Annotated in this window: 17 protein-coding genes; 10 read left to right on the forward strand and 7 right to left on the reverse strand. The window is 45.4% G+C overall.

All coding sequences use genetic code 11. The features are described 5' to 3' along the window. Positions 1-69: 69 nt before the first annotated feature. Together ZX61_RS09270 and ZX61_RS09275 are read left to right on the forward strand one after the other, a co-directional pair. On the forward strand, positions 70-519 hold the full coding sequence (locus ZX61_RS09270; protein ID WP_049844356.1) for a DNA polymerase III subunit chi: 450 nt from the start codon (positions 70-72) through the stop codon (positions 517-519). A 99-nt stretch (positions 520-618) separates the two neighbouring features. Beyond that, positions 619-3,492 (forward strand): valine--tRNA ligase, encoded by a 2,874-nt coding sequence (locus ZX61_RS09275; RefSeq protein WP_049844357.1) that lies wholly within the window; start codon positions 619-621, stop codon positions 3,490-3,492. Positions 3,493-3,549: 57 nt separating this feature from the next. Here ZX61_RS09275 and ZX61_RS09280 read toward each other — a convergent pair whose 3' ends face one another. Both ZX61_RS09280 and ZX61_RS09285 read right to left on the reverse strand, forming a co-directional pair. After that, positions 3,550-4,542, reverse strand: a complete 993-nt coding sequence (locus tag ZX61_RS09280) for a M48 family metallopeptidase (RefSeq protein ID WP_049844358.1) — start codon at positions 4,540-4,542, stop codon at positions 3,550-3,552. Next, positions 4,542-5,717: a YjgN family protein gene (locus tag ZX61_RS09285; RefSeq protein WP_049844359.1), complete on the reverse strand. Its 1,176-nt coding sequence runs from the start codon at positions 5,715-5,717 to the stop codon at positions 4,542-4,544. Before ZX61_RS09285 ends, ZX61_RS09280 begins: the two co-directional genes overlap by 1 nt. A 326-nt stretch (positions 5,718-6,043) precedes the next feature. Between ZX61_RS09285 and ZX61_RS09290 the strand changes: the two genes are divergently transcribed. Beyond that, positions 6,044-6,754, forward strand: a complete 711-nt coding sequence (locus ZX61_RS09290) for a substrate-binding periplasmic protein (protein ID WP_235431321.1) — start codon at positions 6,044-6,046, stop codon at positions 6,752-6,754. On the opposite strand, the gene ZX61_RS09295 is transcribed toward ZX61_RS09290, so the two are convergent. The 3 genes from ZX61_RS09295 to rapA all read right to left on the reverse strand — a co-directional run bounded on the left by ZX61_RS09295 (position 6,751) and on the right by rapA (position 11,533). Beyond that, positions 6,751-7,713: a D-2-hydroxyacid dehydrogenase gene (locus ZX61_RS09295; protein ID WP_049844360.1), complete on the reverse strand. Its 963-nt coding sequence runs from the start codon at positions 7,711-7,713 to the stop codon at positions 6,751-6,753. The two genes, ZX61_RS09290 and ZX61_RS09295, sit on opposite strands and share 4 nt — an antisense overlap. A gap of 37 nt (positions 7,714-7,750) precedes the next feature. Next, positions 7,751-8,488, reverse strand: coding sequence for a bifunctional tRNA pseudouridine(32) synthase/23S rRNA pseudouridine(746) synthase RluA (rluA, locus tag ZX61_RS09300; protein WP_049844361.1), 738 nt, complete (start codon positions 8,486-8,488; stop codon positions 7,751-7,753). A gap of 135 nt (positions 8,489-8,623) precedes the next feature. Then, complete coding sequence (gene rapA / locus ZX61_RS09305) at positions 8,624-11,533, reverse strand: RNA polymerase-associated protein RapA (RefSeq protein ID WP_049844362.1); 2,910 nt, start codon at positions 11,531-11,533, stop codon at positions 8,624-8,626. 475 nt (positions 11,534-12,008) lie between these two features. Here rapA and ZX61_RS09315 point away from each other — a divergent pair, with 475 nt between their 5' ends. From ZX61_RS09315 to ZX61_RS09335, 5 genes are all read left to right on the forward strand, one after another. Continuing rightward, the gene (locus ZX61_RS09315) at positions 12,009-13,385 is read left to right on the forward strand and encodes a PhoH family protein (RefSeq protein ID WP_049844364.1); all 1,377 of its coding nucleotides are present in this window, start codon (positions 12,009-12,011) and stop codon (positions 13,383-13,385) included. A 119-nt stretch (positions 13,386-13,504) separates the two neighbouring features. After that, on the forward strand, positions 13,505-14,509 hold the full coding sequence (argF, locus tag ZX61_RS09320) for an ornithine carbamoyltransferase (RefSeq protein WP_049844365.1): 1,005 nt from the start codon (positions 13,505-13,507) through the stop codon (positions 14,507-14,509). A gap of 249 nt (positions 14,510-14,758) precedes the next feature. Then, positions 14,759-15,688, forward strand: coding sequence for an aspartate carbamoyltransferase (gene pyrB / locus ZX61_RS09325; RefSeq protein ID WP_049844366.1), 930 nt, complete (start codon positions 14,759-14,761; stop codon positions 15,686-15,688). Positions 15,689-15,702: 14 nt separating this feature from the next. Then, the gene (gene pyrI / locus ZX61_RS09330) at positions 15,703-16,164 is read left to right on the forward strand and encodes an aspartate carbamoyltransferase regulatory subunit (protein ID WP_049844367.1); all 462 of its coding nucleotides are present in this window, start codon (positions 15,703-15,705) and stop codon (positions 16,162-16,164) included. Between the two features lie 140 nt (positions 16,165-16,304). Then, positions 16,305-16,694 (forward strand): RidA family protein, encoded by a 390-nt coding sequence (locus ZX61_RS09335; protein ID WP_049844368.1) that lies wholly within the window; start codon positions 16,305-16,307, stop codon positions 16,692-16,694. 61 nt (positions 16,695-16,755) lie between these two features. Here the strand turns inward: ZX61_RS09335 and ZX61_RS09340 are convergent, their stop codons facing one another. After that, positions 16,756-16,947: a hypothetical protein gene (locus ZX61_RS09340; RefSeq protein ID WP_049844369.1), complete on the reverse strand. Its 192-nt coding sequence runs from the start codon at positions 16,945-16,947 to the stop codon at positions 16,756-16,758. 101 nt (positions 16,948-17,048) lie between these two features. After that, a complete protein-coding gene (gene mdh / locus ZX61_RS09345) occupies positions 17,049-17,981 on the reverse strand; it encodes a malate dehydrogenase (protein WP_049844370.1) in 933 nt (310 codons plus the stop codon). Positions 17,982-18,314: 333 nt separating this feature from the next. Here mdh and argR point away from each other — a divergent pair, with 333 nt between their 5' ends. Continuing rightward, entirely contained in the window at positions 18,315-18,785 is a 471-nt protein-coding gene (gene argR, locus ZX61_RS09350; protein WP_049844371.1) for a transcriptional regulator ArgR, read from the forward strand. A gap of 331 nt (positions 18,786-19,116) precedes the next feature. Further along, positions 19,117-20,085: a TAXI family TRAP transporter solute-binding subunit gene (locus ZX61_RS09355; RefSeq protein WP_049844372.1), complete on the forward strand. Its 969-nt coding sequence runs from the start codon at positions 19,117-19,119 to the stop codon at positions 20,083-20,085. Positions 20,086-20,267 lie beyond the last annotated feature (182 nt).

Genomic DNA, 20,267 nt, shown 5'->3' on the forward strand with positions numbered 1-20,267 from the left:
TTAAAAAGGGCCGCTAGGCCCTTTTTTGTATTTTCTAGTCTCTGTCGTTTCGACTAAAGGCGAGCAGTTATGGCGAACGCAACATTTTACATTATTAACCCAGACTCACCTCAAGCGGATGCGGAAGGGTTTGGCTTATATGTGTTATTTCTTGCACACCACTTCGCCAAGCAAGGCGCTAAAGTTTATCTCAATTGCAGCGATAAATCGCATGCTGAGCAAATTGCGGAGTTTTTCTGGCAAGTCGACGCCAAACAGTTTGTTGCTCATAATCTTGTTGGTGAAGGACCAAGATATGGAACCAACATCGAAATTGGCTACCAAGGGGTTAAACCATCTTGGAATAGGCAGTTGATAATAAATTTAGCGGAAAATGAGACAACCTTTGCGAACAAGTTTGCTGAGGTGGTAGACTTCGTCCCTTGCGAAGAAAAAGCCAAGCAACTGGCGCGAGAAAGATATAAAATCTACCGCCAAGCTGGTTATCAGCTACAAACGATCGAGATCAAACACAACTAGCGGTCAATCCTTATAGTTAAGGCGATCTTATTAGAGATGCCTCACTTATAAAGATTGACTTAGAATTAAACCAGACCTATCTGCAGAATATCTATAGCTATGGAAAAAACATACAACCCAACTTCAATCGAGCAAGCTTTATACCAAGCTTGGGAAGAGAAAGGCTACTTTAAGCCACACGGTGACACGACTAAAGAAGCTTACAGCATCATGATCCCGCCGCCGAACGTCACTGGTAGCCTACATATGGGCCACGCGTTCCAAGATACAATCATGGATACTTTAATCCGTGCTGAGCGTATGAAGGGCAAAAACACCCTTTGGCAAGTAGGTACTGACCACGCTGGTATCGCTACTCAGATGGTTGTAGAGCGTAAAATTGCAGCTGAAGAAGGCAAAACGAAACACGATTACGGCCGTGATGCTTTCATCGATAAAATCTGGGAATGGAAAGGCGAATCTGGCGGTACAATCACTAAGCAGCTTCGTCGTCTAGGCGCATCTGTAGATTGGGACCGTGAGCGCTTCACAATGGATGACGGCCTATCTAACGCAGTTCAAGAAGTCTTCGTACGTCTATACGAAGACGACCTAATCTATCGTGGTAAACGTCTGGTTAACTGGGATCCTAAACTGCACACTGCAATTTCTGATCTTGAAGTTGAAAACAAAGACAAAAAAGGCCACATGTGGCACTTCCGCTACCCGCTAGCAAACGGCGTAAAGACAGCGGAAGGTAAAGACTACATTGTTGTTGCGACAACACGTCCTGAGACCATGCTTGGTGACACAGGTGTTGCTGTAAACCCAGAAGATCCTCGCTACAAAGATCTTATCGGTAAAGAGATCCTGCTTCCTGTCGTTAACCGTCTGATCCCTATCGTAGGCGATGAGCACGCAGATATGGAAAAAGGCACAGGTTGTGTGAAGATCACCCCTGCGCACGATTTCAATGACTACGAAGTTGGTAAGCGCAACAACCTACCAATGATCAACATCCTAACGTTCAACGCAGACATCCGTGATGCGGCTGAAGTATTCACCACTAACGGTGAAGCAAGCGATGTTTACTCTACTGAGCTACCAGCTAAATACCACGGTATGGAGCGTTTCGCTGCTCGTAAAGCGATCGTTGCTGAGTTTGAAGAACTAGGTCTTCTTGATGAAATCAAAGATCACGACCTAACAGTACCTTACGGTGACCGTGGTGGTGTAGTTATCGAACCAATGCTAACTGACCAATGGTACGTACGTGCTGCACCTCTTGCTGAACCTGCTGTTAAAGCGGTTGAAGATGGTGAGATCCAGTTCGTTCCTAAGCAATACGAAAACATGTACTTCTCTTGGATGCGTGACATTCAAGACTGGTGTATCTCTCGTCAGCTTTGGTGGGGTCACCGTATCCCTGCTTGGTACGACAACGACGGCAATGTTTATGTAGGTCGTACTGAAGAAGAAGTACGTGCAAACAACAACCTTGCACCTGTCGTTGTTCTTCGCCAAGACGACGATGTACTCGATACATGGTTCTCTTCTGCGCTATGGACGTTTGGTACTCAGGGATGGCCTGAGCAAACTGAAGATCTGAAGACATTCCACCCTTCAGACGTGCTAGTAACGGGCTTCGACATTATCTTCTTCTGGGTTGCGCGTATGATCATGATGACTATGCACTTCAACAAAGATGACAATGGTAAAGCTCAAGTACCATTCAAGACAGTTTACGTAACGGGCCTAATCCGTGACGAAAACGGCGACAAGATGTCTAAGTCTAAAGGTAACGTACTTGACCCTATCGACATGATCGATGGTATCGACCTTGAGTCTCTAGTAGAGAAGCGTTGTGGCAATATGATGCAGCCTCAGCTAGCGAAGAAGATCGAAAAGAACACCCGTAAGACTTTCGAAAACGGTATCGAACCATACGGTACTGACGCACTGCGTTTCACACTTGCTGCTATGGCTTCGACAGGCCGTGACATCAACTGGGATATGAAACGTCTAGAGGGTTACCGAAACTTCTGTAACAAGCTATGGAACGCAAGCCGTTACGTACTGATGAATACAGAAGAGCACGATTGTGGCATGTCACTGTCGGCTGAAGAACGTGCAACCATGGAATTCTCTCTAGCGGACAAATGGATTGAATCTCAGTTTGAACTAGCAGCGAAAGAATTTAACGCTCACCTAGACAACTACCGTCTAGACATGGCTGCGAACACGCTTTACGAATTCATCTGGAACCAATTCTGTGACTGGTACCTAGAGCTAACTAAACCCGTTCTTTGGAAAGGTACAGAAGCTCAGCAACAAGCGACTCGCTACATGCTGATCACTGTGCTAGAGAAGACGCTACGTCTTGCTCACCCAGTGCTTCCTTACATCACTGAATCTATCTGGCAGAGCGTTAAGCCACTAGTAGACGGTGTTGAAGGCGACACTATCATGACTCAAGCGCTTCCTCAGTTTAACGAAGAGAACTTCAACGCTGAGATCGTAGAAGACATCGAGTGGGTTAAGACTTTCATCACGGCTATCCGTAACCTACGTGCAGAATACGACATTGCGCCTAGCAAAGGCCTAGAAGTGATGATCAAGGTTGCTAGCGAGAAAGACGCGGCGCGTATCGAAGCAAACAAGGTTGTTCTGAACTCTCTTGCTAAGCTAGATAGCCTAACGATTCTTGCTGATGGTGCTGAGACACCAGCATGTGCGACTAAGCTAGTGGGTCAGTCTGAACTGATGATCCCAATGGCAGGTCTGATCGATAAAGACGCTGAGCTTGCTCGTCTAGATGGCGAAATAAAGAAAACTCACGGTGAAATAAAGCGCATCGAAGGCAAACTAGGTAACGAAGGTTTCGTTGCTAAAGCTCCTGAAGCTGTGGTAGCAAAAGAGCGCGAGAAGCTAGAAGGTTACAAAGAAACTCTAGCTAAACTTGAAGAGCAGAAGACTACAATTGCTGCGCTGTAAATAAGCCAGCATTACTGACAAAAAAAGGCAGCGAGTTCGCTGCCTTTTTTGTCTCTGTTATTCACGCGCAGCTTGGATACGCTGCTCGAAGTCGGGGTGAGTGCTCATCCACTCTGGTGGTTCCAATACTTCTTGCTGTTTGAAAAGTTCAAACATTTCCGCCATAGGCTCACTGCTACCATACAAAGTCAGCATGGCTTGCCTAGCGTAAGCGTCGGCTTCCAGTTCAGCCTCGCGAGAGTGACCATTAGAAATAAAGAAGACCCCCAAACCAGCTAAGTTATCTACCACTCCTGAGCCTTCCCCAGTTAACAGTGCAACACCAACCGAAAGTAAACTAGAATGCACCAACTTCTTGATCATATGGCGATGATGAATATGACCAAGCTCGTGAAGAATAATGCTGTCGAGTTGCTGCTTATTCTCGGCTAAAGCGACCAGATCATCGAGTAAGACTATTTTACCGCCCGGTAACGCAAAAGCATTAGCGCCAAGTTCTGAGGAACGAAATACCACCTCAACCGGATATGATACCGCTTCGAGGTGCGCGACATGTTGAGTGACACGCTGGCGAATCTCTTGCTGCGCTTGTGGGCTTAATTCACTCTCTTGCCAGCTATTGTCAAAGCTCTCGAGAATCTTATCGCCCAGCGCCACGGCAACATAGTCAGGGATCGTTTTTGCGACCTTATCGCTGGCCCATGGCAGCACATAGAAATAACTGCCCAGCACCACACCGATGCATACAAACGCCGACAACAACCACGCCATCCAGTTGGCTTCTATCTTATCAACCTTACTGCTTCTACGATTACACTCTAGCCAATGACTGACTTCTGCTGTTCTTTCAACAACAAATACCCAGCCATCGGGAAACTTAAATCGCACCGGAAGATTACCAACAGGAACGCTGATGTCGGCGTACTGTTGATCACAACTGATAATTTTACCGTCAACGCGCAAGCTTAACGCGTTAGCTTGTGTCACATCCAGTTGAGCAGGATGACGCTCTGAGCTACGGGGTGGAAACGCTACCCCATCAAACAGCATTAGTTAATTCCAATTCCTAGATCAAAGGCTTGAGCTACTTCATCCGATACAGCAGATTTTACATTTGAATCTTGGTCTGTCGCCTTTAGTACACTCATATCACCAAATACGGCTGTGTTGTCGGCAACGTAACGCGTAGTGCGGATCATCACCCATGGTCTGGCAATACTTAACGTGACGACCTGGAGTAAAAAGTTAGTAATTACCAGCCCTGTATACCCTCTTGCGGTAAATGACGATTTGAAAGTGTAGGAATTGTCTGACTCTTGATCTAACTTAGCTTGTAACTGATCAAAGACGTAGTTGCGTACTCGTGTCGTTGTGTACGCAGTCAGACCAATAGTCAAAGTGATGAGCCCTAGGTAACCAATAATGAATACCGAAAACTGAGAAGTGCCCATCAAAGAACTGTAATCACCATTCTGAATTGCCGAAAAATCAAAACCATTGAATGCCGTTAAAGACATTGCAATAACAAGGACAATAGTCAAGGCAATACCTAATCCCATCGCTTTTAGATATGTTTTAATAAAGAAGCCAGTTTCCAGTTCGGCACTAAACTTCCAATCTCCATATCGATACCCGTTAGCAAAATACTTATGCGCACCAACCACGACCCATGCATACACCGCAGCCATGAAAACCAAAGACGCGATCCCCAATACCGTAGCGGCAACTTTAGAGATACTAGACACAGCGACTATCACCGCAACATAAGCAGCCATGGCCAGCAAAGCACCCAGGCCCCGTCCCATTAGCGACAAATACGCTTCTTTCAATGACGAATCAAAAGAGAAATGAACATTACGGTAACTTGTCATCGCGGCATCAAAGCGAGCGTTACTCCATAATAACCAAGGAAGAGCAGCATAAAAAGCCAGAAGAAGAACTGCACTCACAGCAGGGAAAAAGGCGTTTGCCACACCCCAAGCGATCAGCACCGCGATTGCGACAAGACGTCCTTTGAGGATCTGCATCGGCTGGGCGTGATATTCAAAGTTATCACCATTAATATAGGTATTACCGTAGAAATAACGTTTGGTTCGGACCTTCGCCCAAGCTGAATAAATACCCAATGTTATAATAGAAAGTAGAACATTGACTATCCAAATGCCGAAGAACTCTCCCCCTTTTCCCTGAAACTCAACCGGGTTAGTGATACGTTTTTCTTCCATATTGTTAATATCCTGACGTTGTTAGCTAATTATATAAGCTAAACAATCTCTTACATTTCATTCTCAACGTCTATTCCTTAGAGCCAACAAAATGCAACTAATTGATATTCATCACATATAGCAATGCAGATTAATACATAAATTTTACATATTACTCAGCCTGCATAGCTATATTGACTTATAACTCAACTATTTGTGTTCGTTTAGTGTCTTTTATTGGCTTTGTGGTAGCTTTAAATACTTATAAAAATCCAGCTCTTCTAGAATTAAAGAAGATAGTCAGACAGGAAACGAGTGCCTTGGTAAAAACTTTACTCAGTTTTTTTATACTTCAATGCTTTTGGTGTTTTGACGCAAATGCCAAAAGCTCACCAGAAGTAATACAAATTGCAGCAGGAAACTGGGCTCCCTTTATTGGTGAAACGCTTGAAAACTACGGACACGTAGGTGATACCATTCAGCAAGCCTTCGCCAACCAAGGATACCAAGTAGAGTTTCACTTTTACCCTTGGAAACGGGCTTATAAAAAGGCCAGCGAAGGAGAGTATGTCGCCACCGCAGTTTGGATGTATGCCGAAGAACGAACGGAGCTCTTTAAGTACAGCGATCCCGTTGCTCAGGAGCAATTCGTATTTTTCCACTTACAAGAGATACCCTTTGACTGGCAATCATTGGCTGATATAGAAGGAAAACAGCTTGGTGGTGGTTTAGGTTATAGTTATGGTGCCGAGTTAGACCAAATGCTAGAACATAAGCGTATCAGCATGAACCGTGTCGAGAGCCCAGAAAAAGCTTTTCAGCTGCTCAAATACCGTAGAGTGGAATTAGTTCCGGAAGAGAAACATATTGGCATGTACGCGCTTAGCCAACTGCCGCTTGAAACACAAAAGTTAATCACTTATCACCCAAAGCCTTTTCTCACTAACGACAGCTATTTGATGTTTTCTAAAGCCCACCCAAAAGCGCAAACCTTAATGGAAGTATTCAATCAAGGCTTAGCGCAACTTAAGGCATTACCCAAAAAACTTGAGAACTAGACTACGCGGTTCTGCTGTCTACCTTCAACAAAGGCGACGATGTTATCGATCAGAATCTCGGCCAGTTTTTGAATCGATGAGTCACTGCCCCAAGCGACATGTGGTGTAAGAAGTAGATTTGGCAAATGCATGTTAGCAATCAAAGAGTTGGACTCATCCGCAGGCTCATCAGTAAACACATCAAAACCCGCACCTCTTATTACGCCATGCTTGAGTGCATCGATAAGTGCTTCTTCATCAACCAAGCCGCCACGTCCGGTATTGATGACTATACTTGAAGGTTTCATCGATGACAGTTCTTGTCGACCAATAAGGTGCTCTGTCTGCTCGTTAAGTGGGCAATGCAGAGTAAGTACATCAGAAACAGCTAAGACCTGCTCAAAAGGCAAATAACCCTCGCGACACTTCTTCGCACCTTTATGCTCAGCAAACAATACATGCATGCCCAATGCTTTAGCTAAGGCTGCTGTTGCTTGACCCAACGCACCGGCGCCAATCACACCCATTGCCGAGCCCGCAGTATCGCTAATTGGGTGAGTGAAGAAGCAAAACTGTTTGTTGCGCTGCCACTCTCCGGCAGCGATATCGTTGTGATAGCCTTTTAAGTTGCGCTTTAATGCGAACATCATAGCTATAACATGTTCTGGAACAGATTGCGTTGCATAGCCTTGAACATTAGTCACTGCGATCCCGCGTTCTTGACAACTAAGCGTATCGACGTTGTTGAAACCTGTGGCTGAGACTGCAACAAGCTTTAGATTAGGTAACTGAGCTAAGACATCTCGATCCAAGACGACTTTATTCGTAATGACGATTTGGGCATCTTTGGCCCTCTCGACAACTAATTCTGGTGCGGTGAAATCATACTCGATCCACTGATGATCGAAAGGTAGATGAGGCAATTCAATTTGAGTTGGGATCGTAGCACGATCGAGAAAAACAATAGTTGGCAGCGACATAAGATCTCCTTGCGCTGCCGAATCTATCCTTGAATTATTATGGGCGTGGCAGCAATTTGTAGTCTGGTAATTCTCGCACAAGTGAAAAATAGTTAAAGATCATCGCTTCTGCTTCAAGATAGAAATCACACGGTACAAAGCGAGTTTGTAGTAACTCGGTGTCAGGGTGATAAAAACTGAGTTCTGTCGCATGCAATTCCAAGCGCGAAGAATAAGCGAACGCTTCAGCGTGCGAGTAAAACTCATCACCAACGATGGGGTGACCCAACGCTTGCATATGAACTCGAAGCTGATGGGATCGACCAGTAATCGGTAGCAACCTGACAATCGTGGTTTTTTCTTCATGTTTTACCACTTGATACAAAGTCTTTGATGGCTTGCCGTCTTCAAAGCAAACTTTTTGTCTAGGGCGTTTTTCCCAGTCACAAATTAAAGGCAGGTCAATTTCTCCCTCTGGCTGCTCGACATGACCCCAAACACGCGCGTAATACACTTTGTGCGTCAACCGATACTGAAATTGTTTCTTAAGCGAGCGTTCAGCTTCTTTGTGTTTTGCAAAAAGCATCAGACCTGAAGTGTCCATATCGAGGCGATGCACCACTTGGATCTCGGGGTAGATATCCACCAAACGAGACCACAAGCTATCGTAATGTTCTGCTAAACGCCCTGGCACAGACAAGAGTCCCGATGGTTTATTAGCCACCAAGATATGTTCATCTTCGAACACCACATCAACCCAAGGATCTTGCGGTGGGTTGTATTCAGTCATTGCCATGAAAGAATCTCTTTCCTAAAAAAACAGAAGCATCATTCCCAATATCGATGTAGGGGTGCAGTCAGGAATCTCTGCCCACTGGAAAGATTCCTGACATCTCGCTCCTTGATTCGGCAATGATGTATATGACGAAAATCAGTTATGACTTACAACAATCATGCGTAAAGAATCTAGCTGATACTGAGCTTCGCTGATATAACCTGTCAGCAGTTTAATCTGCTCATCAATCGCTTCAATCTCTTCATCACGGATATTAGGATTGACCGCCTTCAACGCTTGCAGACGCTCTAGCTCGCTATTCAAGCTTGCTTGCATCTCTTGTTGCGCCTGATTGCGAATCGCCTCAACTTTGTCGACGATCAGCTTTTCGCCAGCCTCAACTAACTGGTGAACTTGCGCCTGAACCGAAGCAACGAGCTTGGTCGCAATATGGCGACCGACTGGGCTCAACTGACGGTTGAAACTCTCAAACTCTACCTGAGAAGATAGGTCATTGCCTTTACCATCAAGCATCATTCGGATTGGCGTCGTAGGTAAGAAACGGCTGATACCACTGCGCTTTGGTGCTTGTGCATCAACCTTGTACACCAACTCAAGCAGCATAGTCCCAACGGGTAGTGCTTTGTTTTTAAGGAGTGAAACCGCGGTTGTACCCACACCCTCGCTCATTAGCAAGTCGATACCCCCCTGAATCATTGGATGTTCCCAACTGATAAAGTTCATATCTTCACGCGACAGAGCCGTTTCACGATCAAAGGTAATCGTTGCACCTTCATACGGCAGACCAGGGTAGCTCGGTACAAGCATGTGCTCCGATGGGGTGACCACTAGAGCATTTTCACCTTTGTCATCTTGGTCTAAGCCAATGGTATCGAATAGGCTCAAAGCAAAAGTGACTAGATTAGTGTCACCATCGGTCGCAGCAATCTTATCCACTATAGCCTGCGCTTTTTCGCCGCCATTCGAGTGCATCTCAAGCAGACGATCACGGCCTTGTTCAAGTTGTGCTTTCAGCTCTTTATTAAGCGCTGCAGACTCAGCGATCACTTCGTCAAGGTCGCTGGTGTCACCCGAAGCCAACATCTCAATTAAACGCTGAGAGTACTTATCGTAAACTGTACGCCCCGTTGGACAGGTTTCAGCAAACGCATTGAGTCCCTCTTCAAACCAACGCGCCAAGATAGCCTGCGATGTACCTTCTAAATAAGGCACATGAATATCAATATCGCGGTTCTGACCAATGCGGTCTAAGCGGCCTATACGCTGCTCAAGCAGGTCAGGGTTAAATGGCAAATCGAACATCACAAGTTGGTTAGCAAACTGGAAGTTGCGACCTTCTGAACCAATTTCGCTACAGATCAGAACCTGCGCACCACCTTCTTCTTGAGCAAAATAAGCCGCCGCTTTGTCACGCTCAAGAATAGACATGCCTTCATGAAAAACAGTGGCGCGTATGCCTTCGCGCTCACGTAGCGCCTGTTCAAGTTGCAACGCTGTACTGGCGCGAGAAGCGATAACTAGAATTTTTTCGCTACGTTTCTCTGTTATTTTTTCCAGTAACCAGTTTACGCGGCTATCGAACTGCCACCAACTTGCATCATCGCCTTCGAACTCTTGGAAGATTTCCTCTGGGTATAGGTTCTTCAGTGCACGAGCTTCAGGGCTAATCTTGCCACCAATCAAGCCGGATACGCGCATAGACGTGCTGTACTGCTGCGGGATTGGCATAGGTAGTAGGTTGACGTTGCGCTGCGGGAAACCTTTTATTGCCGCACGAGTATTTCTGAATAGAACGCGACCTGTACCATGACGATCCATCAGGTTATCGATCAATTCCTGGCGTGCCGTTGCTTTTGCTTCTTGATCTGAATCGCTTTCAATAATGCGGAACAATGGCTCGACATCCTGCTCTGAAAGCAGCTCTGTGATTTGGTTCTTTGCTTCATTCTCTAATAATTGACCTGAGAACAGCGCACTGACCGAGTCGGCTACTGGCGCGTACTGCTCTTCTTCTTTGACAAACTCTTGGTAATCAAAGAAACGGTCAGAGTCTAATAGACGTAGACGGGCAAAATGACTTTCACGACCTAGCTGTTCTGGTGTTGCAGTTAGCAGCAAAACACCTGGAGTACGTTCCGCTAACCCTTCCACCACTTGGTATTCTCGGCTCGGTTTCTCAGGGCTCCACTCTAGGTGATGCGCTTCATCGACGACCAATAGGTCCCACTCACCTTCTAGGGCTTGTTCAAAGCGCTTGCGGCTCTTACGCAGAAAATCGAGTGAACACAGTACATATTGCTGCGTATCAAAAGGGTTATCTGAGTCGGCAAATGCTTCGATGCAGCGCTCCTCATCAAAGATAGAAAAGTGCAAGTTGAAACGACGCATCATCTCTACCAACCACTGATGCTGCAACGTTTCTGGTACCACAATCAGAATACGCTCAGCACGACCAGCCAATACTTGCTGATGAATGATCATACCGGCTTCAATGGTTTTACCTAGACCAACTTCATCTGCGAGCAGAACACGAGGGGCGTGGCGACGACCCACTTCGTGTGCGATGTAAAGCTGGTGAGGAATCAAACCCGCACGCATGCCACATAAACCACGCATTGGGCTTTTATGCTGCTGATATTGGTTCATCAATGCACGATAACGGAGCACAAAGTTATCCATGCGGTCGATCTGACCGGCATACAACTTATCTTGAGGCTTGTTAAAGCGAATCTGGTTGCTGAGCATGATTTCACGTAAAATCACGCCTTCTTCGCCGCTGTCTTCACGCACACCAACGTAGCTAAATAACCCTTGGTCTTCGACCACTTGCTCAACTTTAACAGACCACCCTTCCTGGCTATCAATCACATCACCAATATTGAAGGTTACTCTGGTTACGGGCGCATCATTTCGAGCGTAAACTCGGTTCTCTTCAGAAGCTGCAAACATTAATGTCACAGTACGAGCATCCAATGCTACAACGGTTCCTAAACCTAGGTCGCTTTCCGTATCGCTGATCCAGCGCTGGCCCAAAGCAAATGTCATGAATCGACTACCTCATCTATTAATTCAAAAATGGGTCTATTTATTTTAGTAACTCTTACGCAACTTGAAAGGCAACTGACGAGGAAACAATGGTGTCAGCCGTTGCGCGGAAAAAGGTCGCTAATCTTACTCGAAGCTGTGACATTGGTCACGTACAAAGGCCTCAAAAACCAACAATTTTTTATCCAACTTGAGGATGACATCAAAGTGTAAGAAATCAGTGGCACTTCTAAACAGGAGTGTTGAAAAACGAGATTATACTTATTGATGAAAGTACATCATTTCGCGTCAAGTTTCTGACTGGCACGAGAGATGCATTTGATAGGATGACGATCAACACGGGTTTGCAGTTTTTGTAGTCAAACCATCAGCGTATTCTGATTGCCAGGCTACATTACTGCAAGCAACCGCAGGTAGACCACTTCATGCAAAAGTATGAAGGGTAAGCAAGCCGCAGCGCGGCAAGGAGACGCTTATGGGTGACACAGACCGGAAGCTTTTTGTCCTCGACACCAATATTCTGCTACACGAACCACTAGCCATCTACTCATTTAAAGAACACGATGTCGTCATCCCGATGACTGTCCTCGAAGAGCTCGACAGGATCAAAGACAGTAAACGCGATGTTGCTCGCGATGCCCGTGTGGCAATACGAGCACTCGAAGCCATGTTTAAAGACGCCACACCAGATGAAATTTCTGAAGGCATCCCTATCAACAAAGACAAAGAGGGAACAGGTCATATCGCGATTCTGGCTGACTTTGAACTGCAAGAAACCGTTAAGGCCTTTGCCGACAAAGCGGGTGATAATCGTATTCTCAACGGTGTGCTTTATTTACAGAACAAACGCGCTCCGCGTGAAGTCATCTTGGTCACCAAAGACATCAACATGCGTCTTCGTGCCAAGGGAGCCGGCGTTCGTTTTGTTGAAGATTACCGAACCGACCAATTGATTGATGATGTTCAGTATCTCACCAAAGGTTTTCAACAAATCGAGGGAGAGTTCTGGAGCAATATCCACAATGTAGAGAGTAAGAACCTCGCAGGTCGAACATACCACACCCTTGATAGAGAGCCATTCGAACCCACTTACATCAATCAATATGTCATTGATGAAGAAAGCGACTTTGCCGGGCGTGTCGAAGAGATCGAAGACGATACTGTCACGATTAAAGATCTCAGCCGTGAACGAATGATGCACCGTCGCGCATGGGATATTACACCGAAAAACATCTACCAAGGCATGGCGCTTGATGCCTTACTCGATCCCGATATCGACTTGGTGATCCTTACCGGAGCAGCTGGTAGTGGTAAAACTCTTCTCGCTCTGGCTTCTGCCCTTGAGCAGACTATTGAGCAAGGCATGTTTGATAAGATCATCGTGACACGTAACACGCCAGATATTGGTGAATCGATTGGCTTTCTGCCCGGTAGCGAAGAAGAGAAGATGCTGCCTTGGCTTGCTGCCGTCACCGACACCTTAGAGGCGCTACATAAGAATGATCATTGTACTGAAGGCTCGCTAAAATACATCTGTGATAAAGCTAACATTCAGTTTAAGTCGATCAACTTTATGCGCGGACGTTCGATCCAAAATGCGTTTGTGTTGCTCGATGAATGTCAAAACCTGACCGCATCACAAATCAAGACTATCATCACACGCTGTGGTGAAGGAACCAAGATCGTATGCTCAGGTAACTTAGCTCAGATAGATTCACACTACTTAACCCCTGTGACATCTGGTCTAACCTACATGGTTGAACGCTTCAAAAACTTCGAAGGTAGTGCCAACATTCACCTCAATGGTGTGGTTCGCAGCCGCCTAGCGGAATATGCCGAAGAGAATTTATAATCACATCGGCCGAGATATAATTCATATCTCGGCATTTTATTTAAATAATTATTCACAAACAGTGGTTAAGTATGATTAACTAAGGCCATAATAATGAATGAACATTCAAGGACTGGAGCATGGCTTTTAATCTACGTAACCGAAACTTCCTTAAGCTACTCGATTTCTCCCCTAAAGAGATCCAGTTTTTGCTCGATCTATCAGCTGATTTGAAGAAAGCCAAATACGCTGGAACTGAGCAAAAAAAACTAGTCGGCAAAAACATCGCTTTGATCTTTGAGAAAGCCTCTACGCGTACTCGCTGTGCTTTTGAGGTTGCGGCATTTGATCAAGGAGCACAAGTTTCTTATATCGGCCCGTCGGGTTCTCAGATCGGACACAAAGAGTCAATGAAAGACACTGCGCGTGTTTTAGGTCGTATGTACGATGGGATCGAGTATCGTGGTTTTGGTCAGTCAATTGTTGAAGAACTTGGCGCTCATGCAGGTGTACCTGTATGGAACGGCCTCACCGATGAGTTTCATCCAACCCAGATCCTTGCTGATTTCCTCACTATGCTTGAGCACGGTCGCGGTAAATACCTGCATGAAATTAAGTTTGCCTACTTAGGTGATGCGCGTAATAACATGGGTAACTCTTTACTAGTTGGCGCAGCTAAGATGGGCATGGACATTCGCTTAGTCGCACCAAAAGATTTTTGGCCAGAACAGGAGCTGGTTGCAACCTGCCGGGAGATAGCACAACACACTGGCGCTAAAATCGCTCTCACTGAAAATGTCGAAGAAGGCGTTAAAGGTTGTGATTACCTCTATACCGATGTTTGGGTATCAATGGGCGAAGCACCCGAAGCTTGGGATGAGCGCGTCGCCAAGATGACTCCGTATCAAGTCAACATGGATATGATTAGCAAAACGGGCAACCCGCAGGTTAAATTTATGCACTGCCTTCCTGCTTTCCATAATGACGAGACAGTAATAGGTAAGCAGGTCGCTGATAAATACGGCATGAATGGCCTAGAAGTCAGCGAAGAGGTATTTGAGTCAGAGCACTCTATTGTCTTCGATGAAGCGGAAAATCGCATGCATACAATTAAAGCTGTGATGGTTGCCACACTCGGCGCTTGAACTTAGCAAACAAGTGACAACAAAACCCTCGATGTAATCGCTTGCGTTAACAAATCTTCGGCGTATAATGCTCGGCAATTTGTCTGGAGGTAGTAAAACAATGCCACGTAATTCGTGCTCTAAAAAGCGTATTACATTAGGTAAGCCAAAATGCTTATCGGCGCTGGTTTTTCTATTTCTACCGATTTCTAAAGCCTCCCGTAATGGGGGGCTTTTTTGTGCCTCAAATTCATGACTGGGAAGATGACTATGACAAACACGCTTTATAACAAGCATATTATCTCGATTCCTGAGCTTTCTCGTGAAGAGCTAGAATTGATTGTCAAAACGGCGGGAGAATTAAAGGCTAAACCTCAGCCAGAGTTGATTAAAAATAAAGTCGTTGCAAGTTGCTTCTTCGAGCCATCTACCCGTACTCGTTTGTCTTTCGAAACTGCCATTCAGCGTATCGGTGGTGATGTGATTGGTTTCGATAATGGCGGTAACACCTCGCTGGCTAAAAAAGGGGAAACGTTGGCAGATTCAGTGCAGGTAATCTCTTCTTATGTTGATGCATTCGTTATGCGCCACCCTCAAGAAGGTGCCGCGCGACTAGCGTCTGAGTTCTCCAACGGTGTCCCAGTCATCAATGGTGGCGATGGCGCAAACCAACACCCAACCCAAACGCTACTCGACTTATTCTCAATAGCTGAGACGCAAGGCCGTCTCGATAAGCTCAATGTTGCTTTCGTCGGTGACCTGAAATACGGCCGCACCGTTCACTCTCTAACTCAGGCACTAGCGAAATTTAATAATGTTCGCTTCTTCTTTGTCGCTCCAGAAGCGCTGGCGATGCCAGATTACATCTGTGAAGAGTTAGATGAGTCAGGTATCGAATACAGTTTACATACCGATATGGAAAGCGTGATTCCCGAGCTAGACGTGCTTTACATGACTCGCGTACAGAAAGAGCGCTTCGACGAATCTGAGTATGCTCATATCAAGTCAGCTTACATTCTAACCGCCGCACTATTAGAAGGCGCGCGTGACAACCTGAAAGTACTTCATCCACTGCCACGTGTTGACGAAATTACAGTTGATGTCGATAAAACATCGCATGCTTACTACTTTGAACAGGCAGAAAACGGCGTTTACGCTCGCCAAGCGTTGCTTGCCCTTGTCTTAAACGAAACACTGTAATCGAGGAAATCATCATGACTAAAGAAACTCAATTGCAGGTTGAAGCAATTAAAAACGGCACCGTAATCGACCACATTCCGGCACAAATTGGTATTAAGGTTCTCAAGCTGTTCTCAATGCATAAGTCGCAACAACGTGTGACGGTCGGTCTCAATCTACCTTCATCAGCCCTAGGGCACAAAGATCTGCTTAAGATTGAAAACGTGTTTATCAGCGAGGAACAAGCAAGTAAGCTTGCTCTGTACGCACCACACGCAACGGTCAATCAAATCGAAGACTACCAAGTAGTGAAGAAGCTGCCGCTTGAGCTACCGGAACAAGTGAATAATGTATTTGAATGCCCAAATACCAACTGTATTACCCACGGCGAGCCAGTAGAAAGTAGCTTTAAGGTATTTGAGAAGAAACAAGATATTCGCTTGAAATGTAAATACTGCGAGAAAGTCTTCTCACGTGAAATCGTCACTGAGCGTTAAACAGACTCTGGTTACTCAATAAGCATAAATTGACTATCCTCGCTCGTTTAGGGCGAGGATTTTTACTTTACCCAACCGCTATTTCGCGGCACACTGAATCCCCTAAATTCTGTTCACCCCAAAATAGATGGAACATAATAATGACTAAAGTACTTCACACAGAATCAGCTCCAGCAGCAATCGGTCCATACGTACAAGGTGTTGACCTAGGTAATATGGTACTGACTTCTGGCCAAATCCCAGTAAACCCAGCTACTGGTGAAGTATCTGCAGATATCGCAGAGCAAGCTCGTCAGTCTCTAGACAACGTAAAAGCTGTAGTAGAGGCTTCTGGCCTAGCTGTCACAGATATCGTAAAAATGACGGTATTCGTTAAAGACCTTAACGATTTCGGCACAGTGAATGAGGTTTACGGTCAGTTCTTCGATGAGCACAAGGTAGCTAACTACCCTGCCCGTTCATGTGTTGAAGTTGCTCGCTTGCCTAAAGATGTCGGTATCGAAATCGAAGCGATTGCTGTACGCAAGTAATCCGACATATAGATTGAAAAAGCGAGCTGATTAGCTCGCTTTTTTGTTGGTGCTTTCAGCGCTAGTAGTACTTATCGCATCCCTGATGAAGTTGAGGATCTTCCATCAAATCCTTGATATCTACCTCGAATTTTTGGTGAGAATTCCGCTCTTCAATCACCACGGCTCCATGTTCCTGATCAACTTCAAGCACAGTTCCGATCCCTTGCTGACACTCAACCAACATGCCTTTCTCGATTTTACTAATATCCATTTTACGTTCCTCCGTTGTTATTAAGTTTACATCTAGGTGCGTAAAAAGGATCAAAAAAGCCGACTTAGAAAAGTCGGCTTTCGGTTTAAGCTTAGGTTTGACTACTTAACGAAATCAACACCTGTTTGGATATCACCGTTCAGTGTTTCTAACATGCCGTCGAGTGCCGACTTTTCAAAGTCACTTAGCTCACCGTAGCTCAGTACTTCTTCAACGCCTTCTTTACCTAACTTCACTGGCTGAGCGAAGAATGGAGCATGTTCACCGTCACCTTCCACATAAGCGTATTCAATCACCTCTTCACCTTGAAGAGCCTTGACCAGAGCAAGACCGAAACGACAAGCAGCTTGACCCATAGATAGAGTCGCAGAGCCACCGCCTGCTTTCGCTTCAACCACTTCAGTACCCGCGTTTTGGATACGCTTAGTCAGTGCTGCTACTTCTTCATCACTAAACTCAACACCTTCAACTTGAGAAAGCAGAGGAAGAATCGTTACACCCGAGTGACCACCGATAACAGGAACGCGAACATCACCAGGATCTTTGTCTTTTAGATCAGCTACGAAAGTCTCAGAACGAATCACATCCAGAGTCGTTACACCAAACAAACGACGCTTATCGTAAACACCCGCCTGCTTAAGCACTTCAGCTGCGATTGGTACAGTGGTGTTCACTGGGTTTGTGATGATACCGACAAGCGCTTTAGGACAAACATCCGCAATTCTTTGCGCTAGAGATTTAACGATACCCGCATTCACGTTGAACAGATCCGCACGATCCATACCTGGCTTACGCGCAACACCCGCAGAAATAAGCACTACATCAGCACCTTCTAATGCTGGTGTTGGATCTTCACCTGCATAACCTTTAATTGATACTGGCGTTGGGATATGGCTTAGATCAGCAGCAACCCCTGGTGTAACAGGTGCGATATCATACAGGGCTAGATCTGAACCAGCAGGAAGACGGTTTTTCAGTAGTAGGGCTAGGGCTTGACCGATGCCACCAGCGGCACCAATAACGGCTACTTTCATCGTAGTTCTCCTTGAGACGATTCTCTTATATATGTTTTGTAGAGCGATTTGTAATCAACTAGGTCAAACTATAGTAATCACAACCTGATTACAATCAATTAACGTCAGCTTTGCGACCTTGCGCAATCCGACAAAAACGTGCCACATGCATCGAGGCTATTATCGTCTCCTTCACCTTTAATGACAAAGGTTTAAGCAAGATTTCTGTCAATAATTTCTGCCAAATTTACAGTGATATACTAGACAGAAATCAGGCTTCACATTGGCACTATCTGCATAGCTATGCGAGAATATTCACTTGCTTTTTATAAAAACCAACATAGAAAGAGAACCATGCGCCATTCTGAAAAACAAGATAACCTCGTTCGTGCGTTCAAGTCCCTACTCAAAGAAGAACGTTTTGGATCCCAAGGCGATATTGTCGAAGCTCTGAAGAACGAAGGGTTTGAGAACATCAACCAATCGAAAGTCTCTCGTATGCTGACCAAGTTCGGTGCTGTGCGTACTCGCAACGCCAAAATGGAGATGGTTTACTGTCTTCCTGCCGAGTTGGGCGTACCGACTGTGTCTAGCTCGCTACGTGAACTGGTTCTAGACATCGATCACAACAATGCGTTGGTCGTCATTCACACCGGTCCTGGTGCTGCCCAACTTATTGCCCGCCTACTTGATTCTCTTGGTAAAGCTGAAGGTATCTTAGGCGTCGTAGCTGGTGACGATACTATCTTTATCACCCCAACCCTTTCGATTACCACAGAGCAACTTTTTGCCTCGGTGTGCGACCTGTTTGAGTACACAGGTTAGTTTCATATACATCGACAAAATACAAATCACGCCGCCAAATTCGCGGCGTGATTGAGATCACATCTTAAAAAAATCTTCCCTTAGCTAAGTTCTCAATATAAGCCAATGATTTATATAAGGTTTACCTTGAAAATATTCCAGATACATTGGGTTAATATTCAGGCATTTTGTCTATATTCTTTAACATCCGTGTAATTATGTGCCAATTTTTTGCTATTATTCAGCCACTTTTTCAACATACGGATTGAAAAAGATGCCGTTTCCAGTAATAGGAAACGCCCCTAGCAACTACACTTGCTAGGGGTTAATAATGAATAAGGAAGGGACATTCATGGCATTGAACAAACTTATTAAGGTTGGTGCGATTGCAGCTGCTGTAATGGGCGCTGGCGCAGTTAACGCTCAAGAGTTCATCACTATTGGTACGGGTTCTGTGACTGGTGTTTACTATCCTACGGGTGGTGCAATCTGTAAGCTAGTAAACAAAGGCCGTAAAGAACACAACATTCGTTGTTCTGTCGAGTCGACTGGTGGTTCAATCTACAACGTGAACACTATCCGCGCTGGCGAGCTAGACTTCGGTATCGTTCAGTCTGATTGGCAGTACCACGGCTACAACGGTACAAGTAAGTTTGCTGAGCAAGGCCCGTACAAGAAACTACGTGCAGTCTTCTCTCTACACACAGAACCATTCAACATCATCGCGCGCAGCGACGCTGGGATTGAAAACGTTGCAGACCTTAAGGGTAAACGTGTCAACATCGGCAACCCAGGTTCTGGTGACCGTGCAACAATGGGCGTTGTAATGGAAGCAATGGGCTGGACTAACGATGACTTTAAACTAGCGTCTGAGCTGAAAGGTTCTGAGCGTTCACAAGCACTTTGTGATAACAAGATTGATGCGTTTGTTTATGTTGTTGGCCATCCGAATGGATCTATCAAAGAAGCAACCACTTCATGTGACGCTAAACTCGTTTCAGCAACGGGCGCGAAAATCGATGAAATTGTTGCCAACAATCCTTACTACGCATACAGCACAGTACCTGCTGGCATGTACCGCGGTACAGACAAAGACGTAAACAGCTTTGGTGTTGCAGCAACTATGGTGACAACCACTGACGTTTCAGACGAAGTTGCGTACAACGTTGCTAAATCTGTATTTGAAAACTTCGACACCTTCAAGCGCCTACACCCAGCGTTTGCAAGTTTGAAGAAAGAAGACATGGTGAAAGCTGGTCTTTCTATCCCTCTACACCCAGGTGCAGAGAAGTACTACAAAGAGATCGGTCTACTTAAGTAAACCCTCTTTTGCCAAGGAGGCACATGCCTCCTTGGTTCGTAGTCGCTGTTTGGTTAAAGCTACATTCAAATTTTGAGTTTCACACTCTTGAAACTCACCCTCGTTTTACACCTAAGAAAATCACACAACTGAGTAATATTTCATCTTTTCACTACACTGAAAGATGCTAAATAAAGGTTCTG

Origin of the sequence: Vibrio sp. VPAP30 (assembly GCF_001188205.1) — a bacterium.
In the GTDB taxonomy this organism is placed as follows: Bacteria; Pseudomonadota; Gammaproteobacteria; order Enterobacterales; family Vibrionaceae; genus Vibrio; species Vibrio bivalvicida.

Coding starts and splice junctions, on each gene's coding strand:
- argR (WP_049844371.1), top strand. CDS start 18,315: ATGCGCCATTCTGAAAAACAAGATAACCTCGTTCGTGCGTTCAAGTCC.
- ZX61_RS09270 (WP_049844356.1), top strand. CDS start 70: ATGGCGAACGCAACATTTTACATTATTAACCCAGACTCACCTCAAGCG.
- ZX61_RS09355 (WP_049844372.1), top strand. CDS start 19,117: ATGGCATTGAACAAACTTATTAAGGTTGGTGCGATTGCAGCTGCTGTA.
- ZX61_RS09285 (WP_049844359.1), bottom strand. CDS start 5,717: ATGGAAGAAAAACGTATCACTAACCCGGTTGAGTTTCAGGGAAAAGGG.
- ZX61_RS09335 (WP_049844368.1), top strand. CDS start 16,305: ATGACTAAAGTACTTCACACAGAATCAGCTCCAGCAGCAATCGGTCCA.
- ZX61_RS09275 (WP_049844357.1), top strand. CDS start 619: ATGGAAAAAACATACAACCCAACTTCAATCGAGCAAGCTTTATACCAA.
- ZX61_RS09315 (WP_049844364.1), top strand. CDS start 12,009: ATGGGTGACACAGACCGGAAGCTTTTTGTCCTCGACACCAATATTCTG.
- ZX61_RS09280 (WP_049844358.1), bottom strand. CDS start 4,542: ATGCTGTTTGATGGGGTAGCGTTTCCACCCCGTAGCTCAGAGCGTCAT.
- rapA (WP_049844362.1), bottom strand. CDS start 11,533: ATGACATTTGCTTTGGGCCAGCGCTGGATCAGCGATACGGAAAGCGAC.
- pyrB (WP_049844366.1), top strand. CDS start 14,759: ATGACAAACACGCTTTATAACAAGCATATTATCTCGATTCCTGAGCTT.
- ZX61_RS09295 (WP_049844360.1), bottom strand. CDS start 7,713: ATGTCGCTGCCAACTATTGTTTTTCTCGATCGTGCTACGATCCCAACT.
- argF (WP_049844365.1), top strand. CDS start 13,505: ATGGCTTTTAATCTACGTAACCGAAACTTCCTTAAGCTACTCGATTTC.
- pyrI (WP_049844367.1), top strand. CDS start 15,703: ATGACTAAAGAAACTCAATTGCAGGTTGAAGCAATTAAAAACGGCACC.
- rluA (WP_049844361.1), bottom strand. CDS start 8,488: ATGGCAATGACTGAATACAACCCACCGCAAGATCCTTGGGTTGATGTG.
- ZX61_RS09340 (WP_049844369.1), bottom strand. CDS start 16,947: ATGGATATTAGTAAAATCGAGAAAGGCATGTTGGTTGAGTGTCAGCAA.
- mdh (WP_049844370.1), bottom strand. CDS start 17,981: ATGAAAGTAGCCGTTATTGGTGCCGCTGGTGGCATCGGTCAAGCCCTA.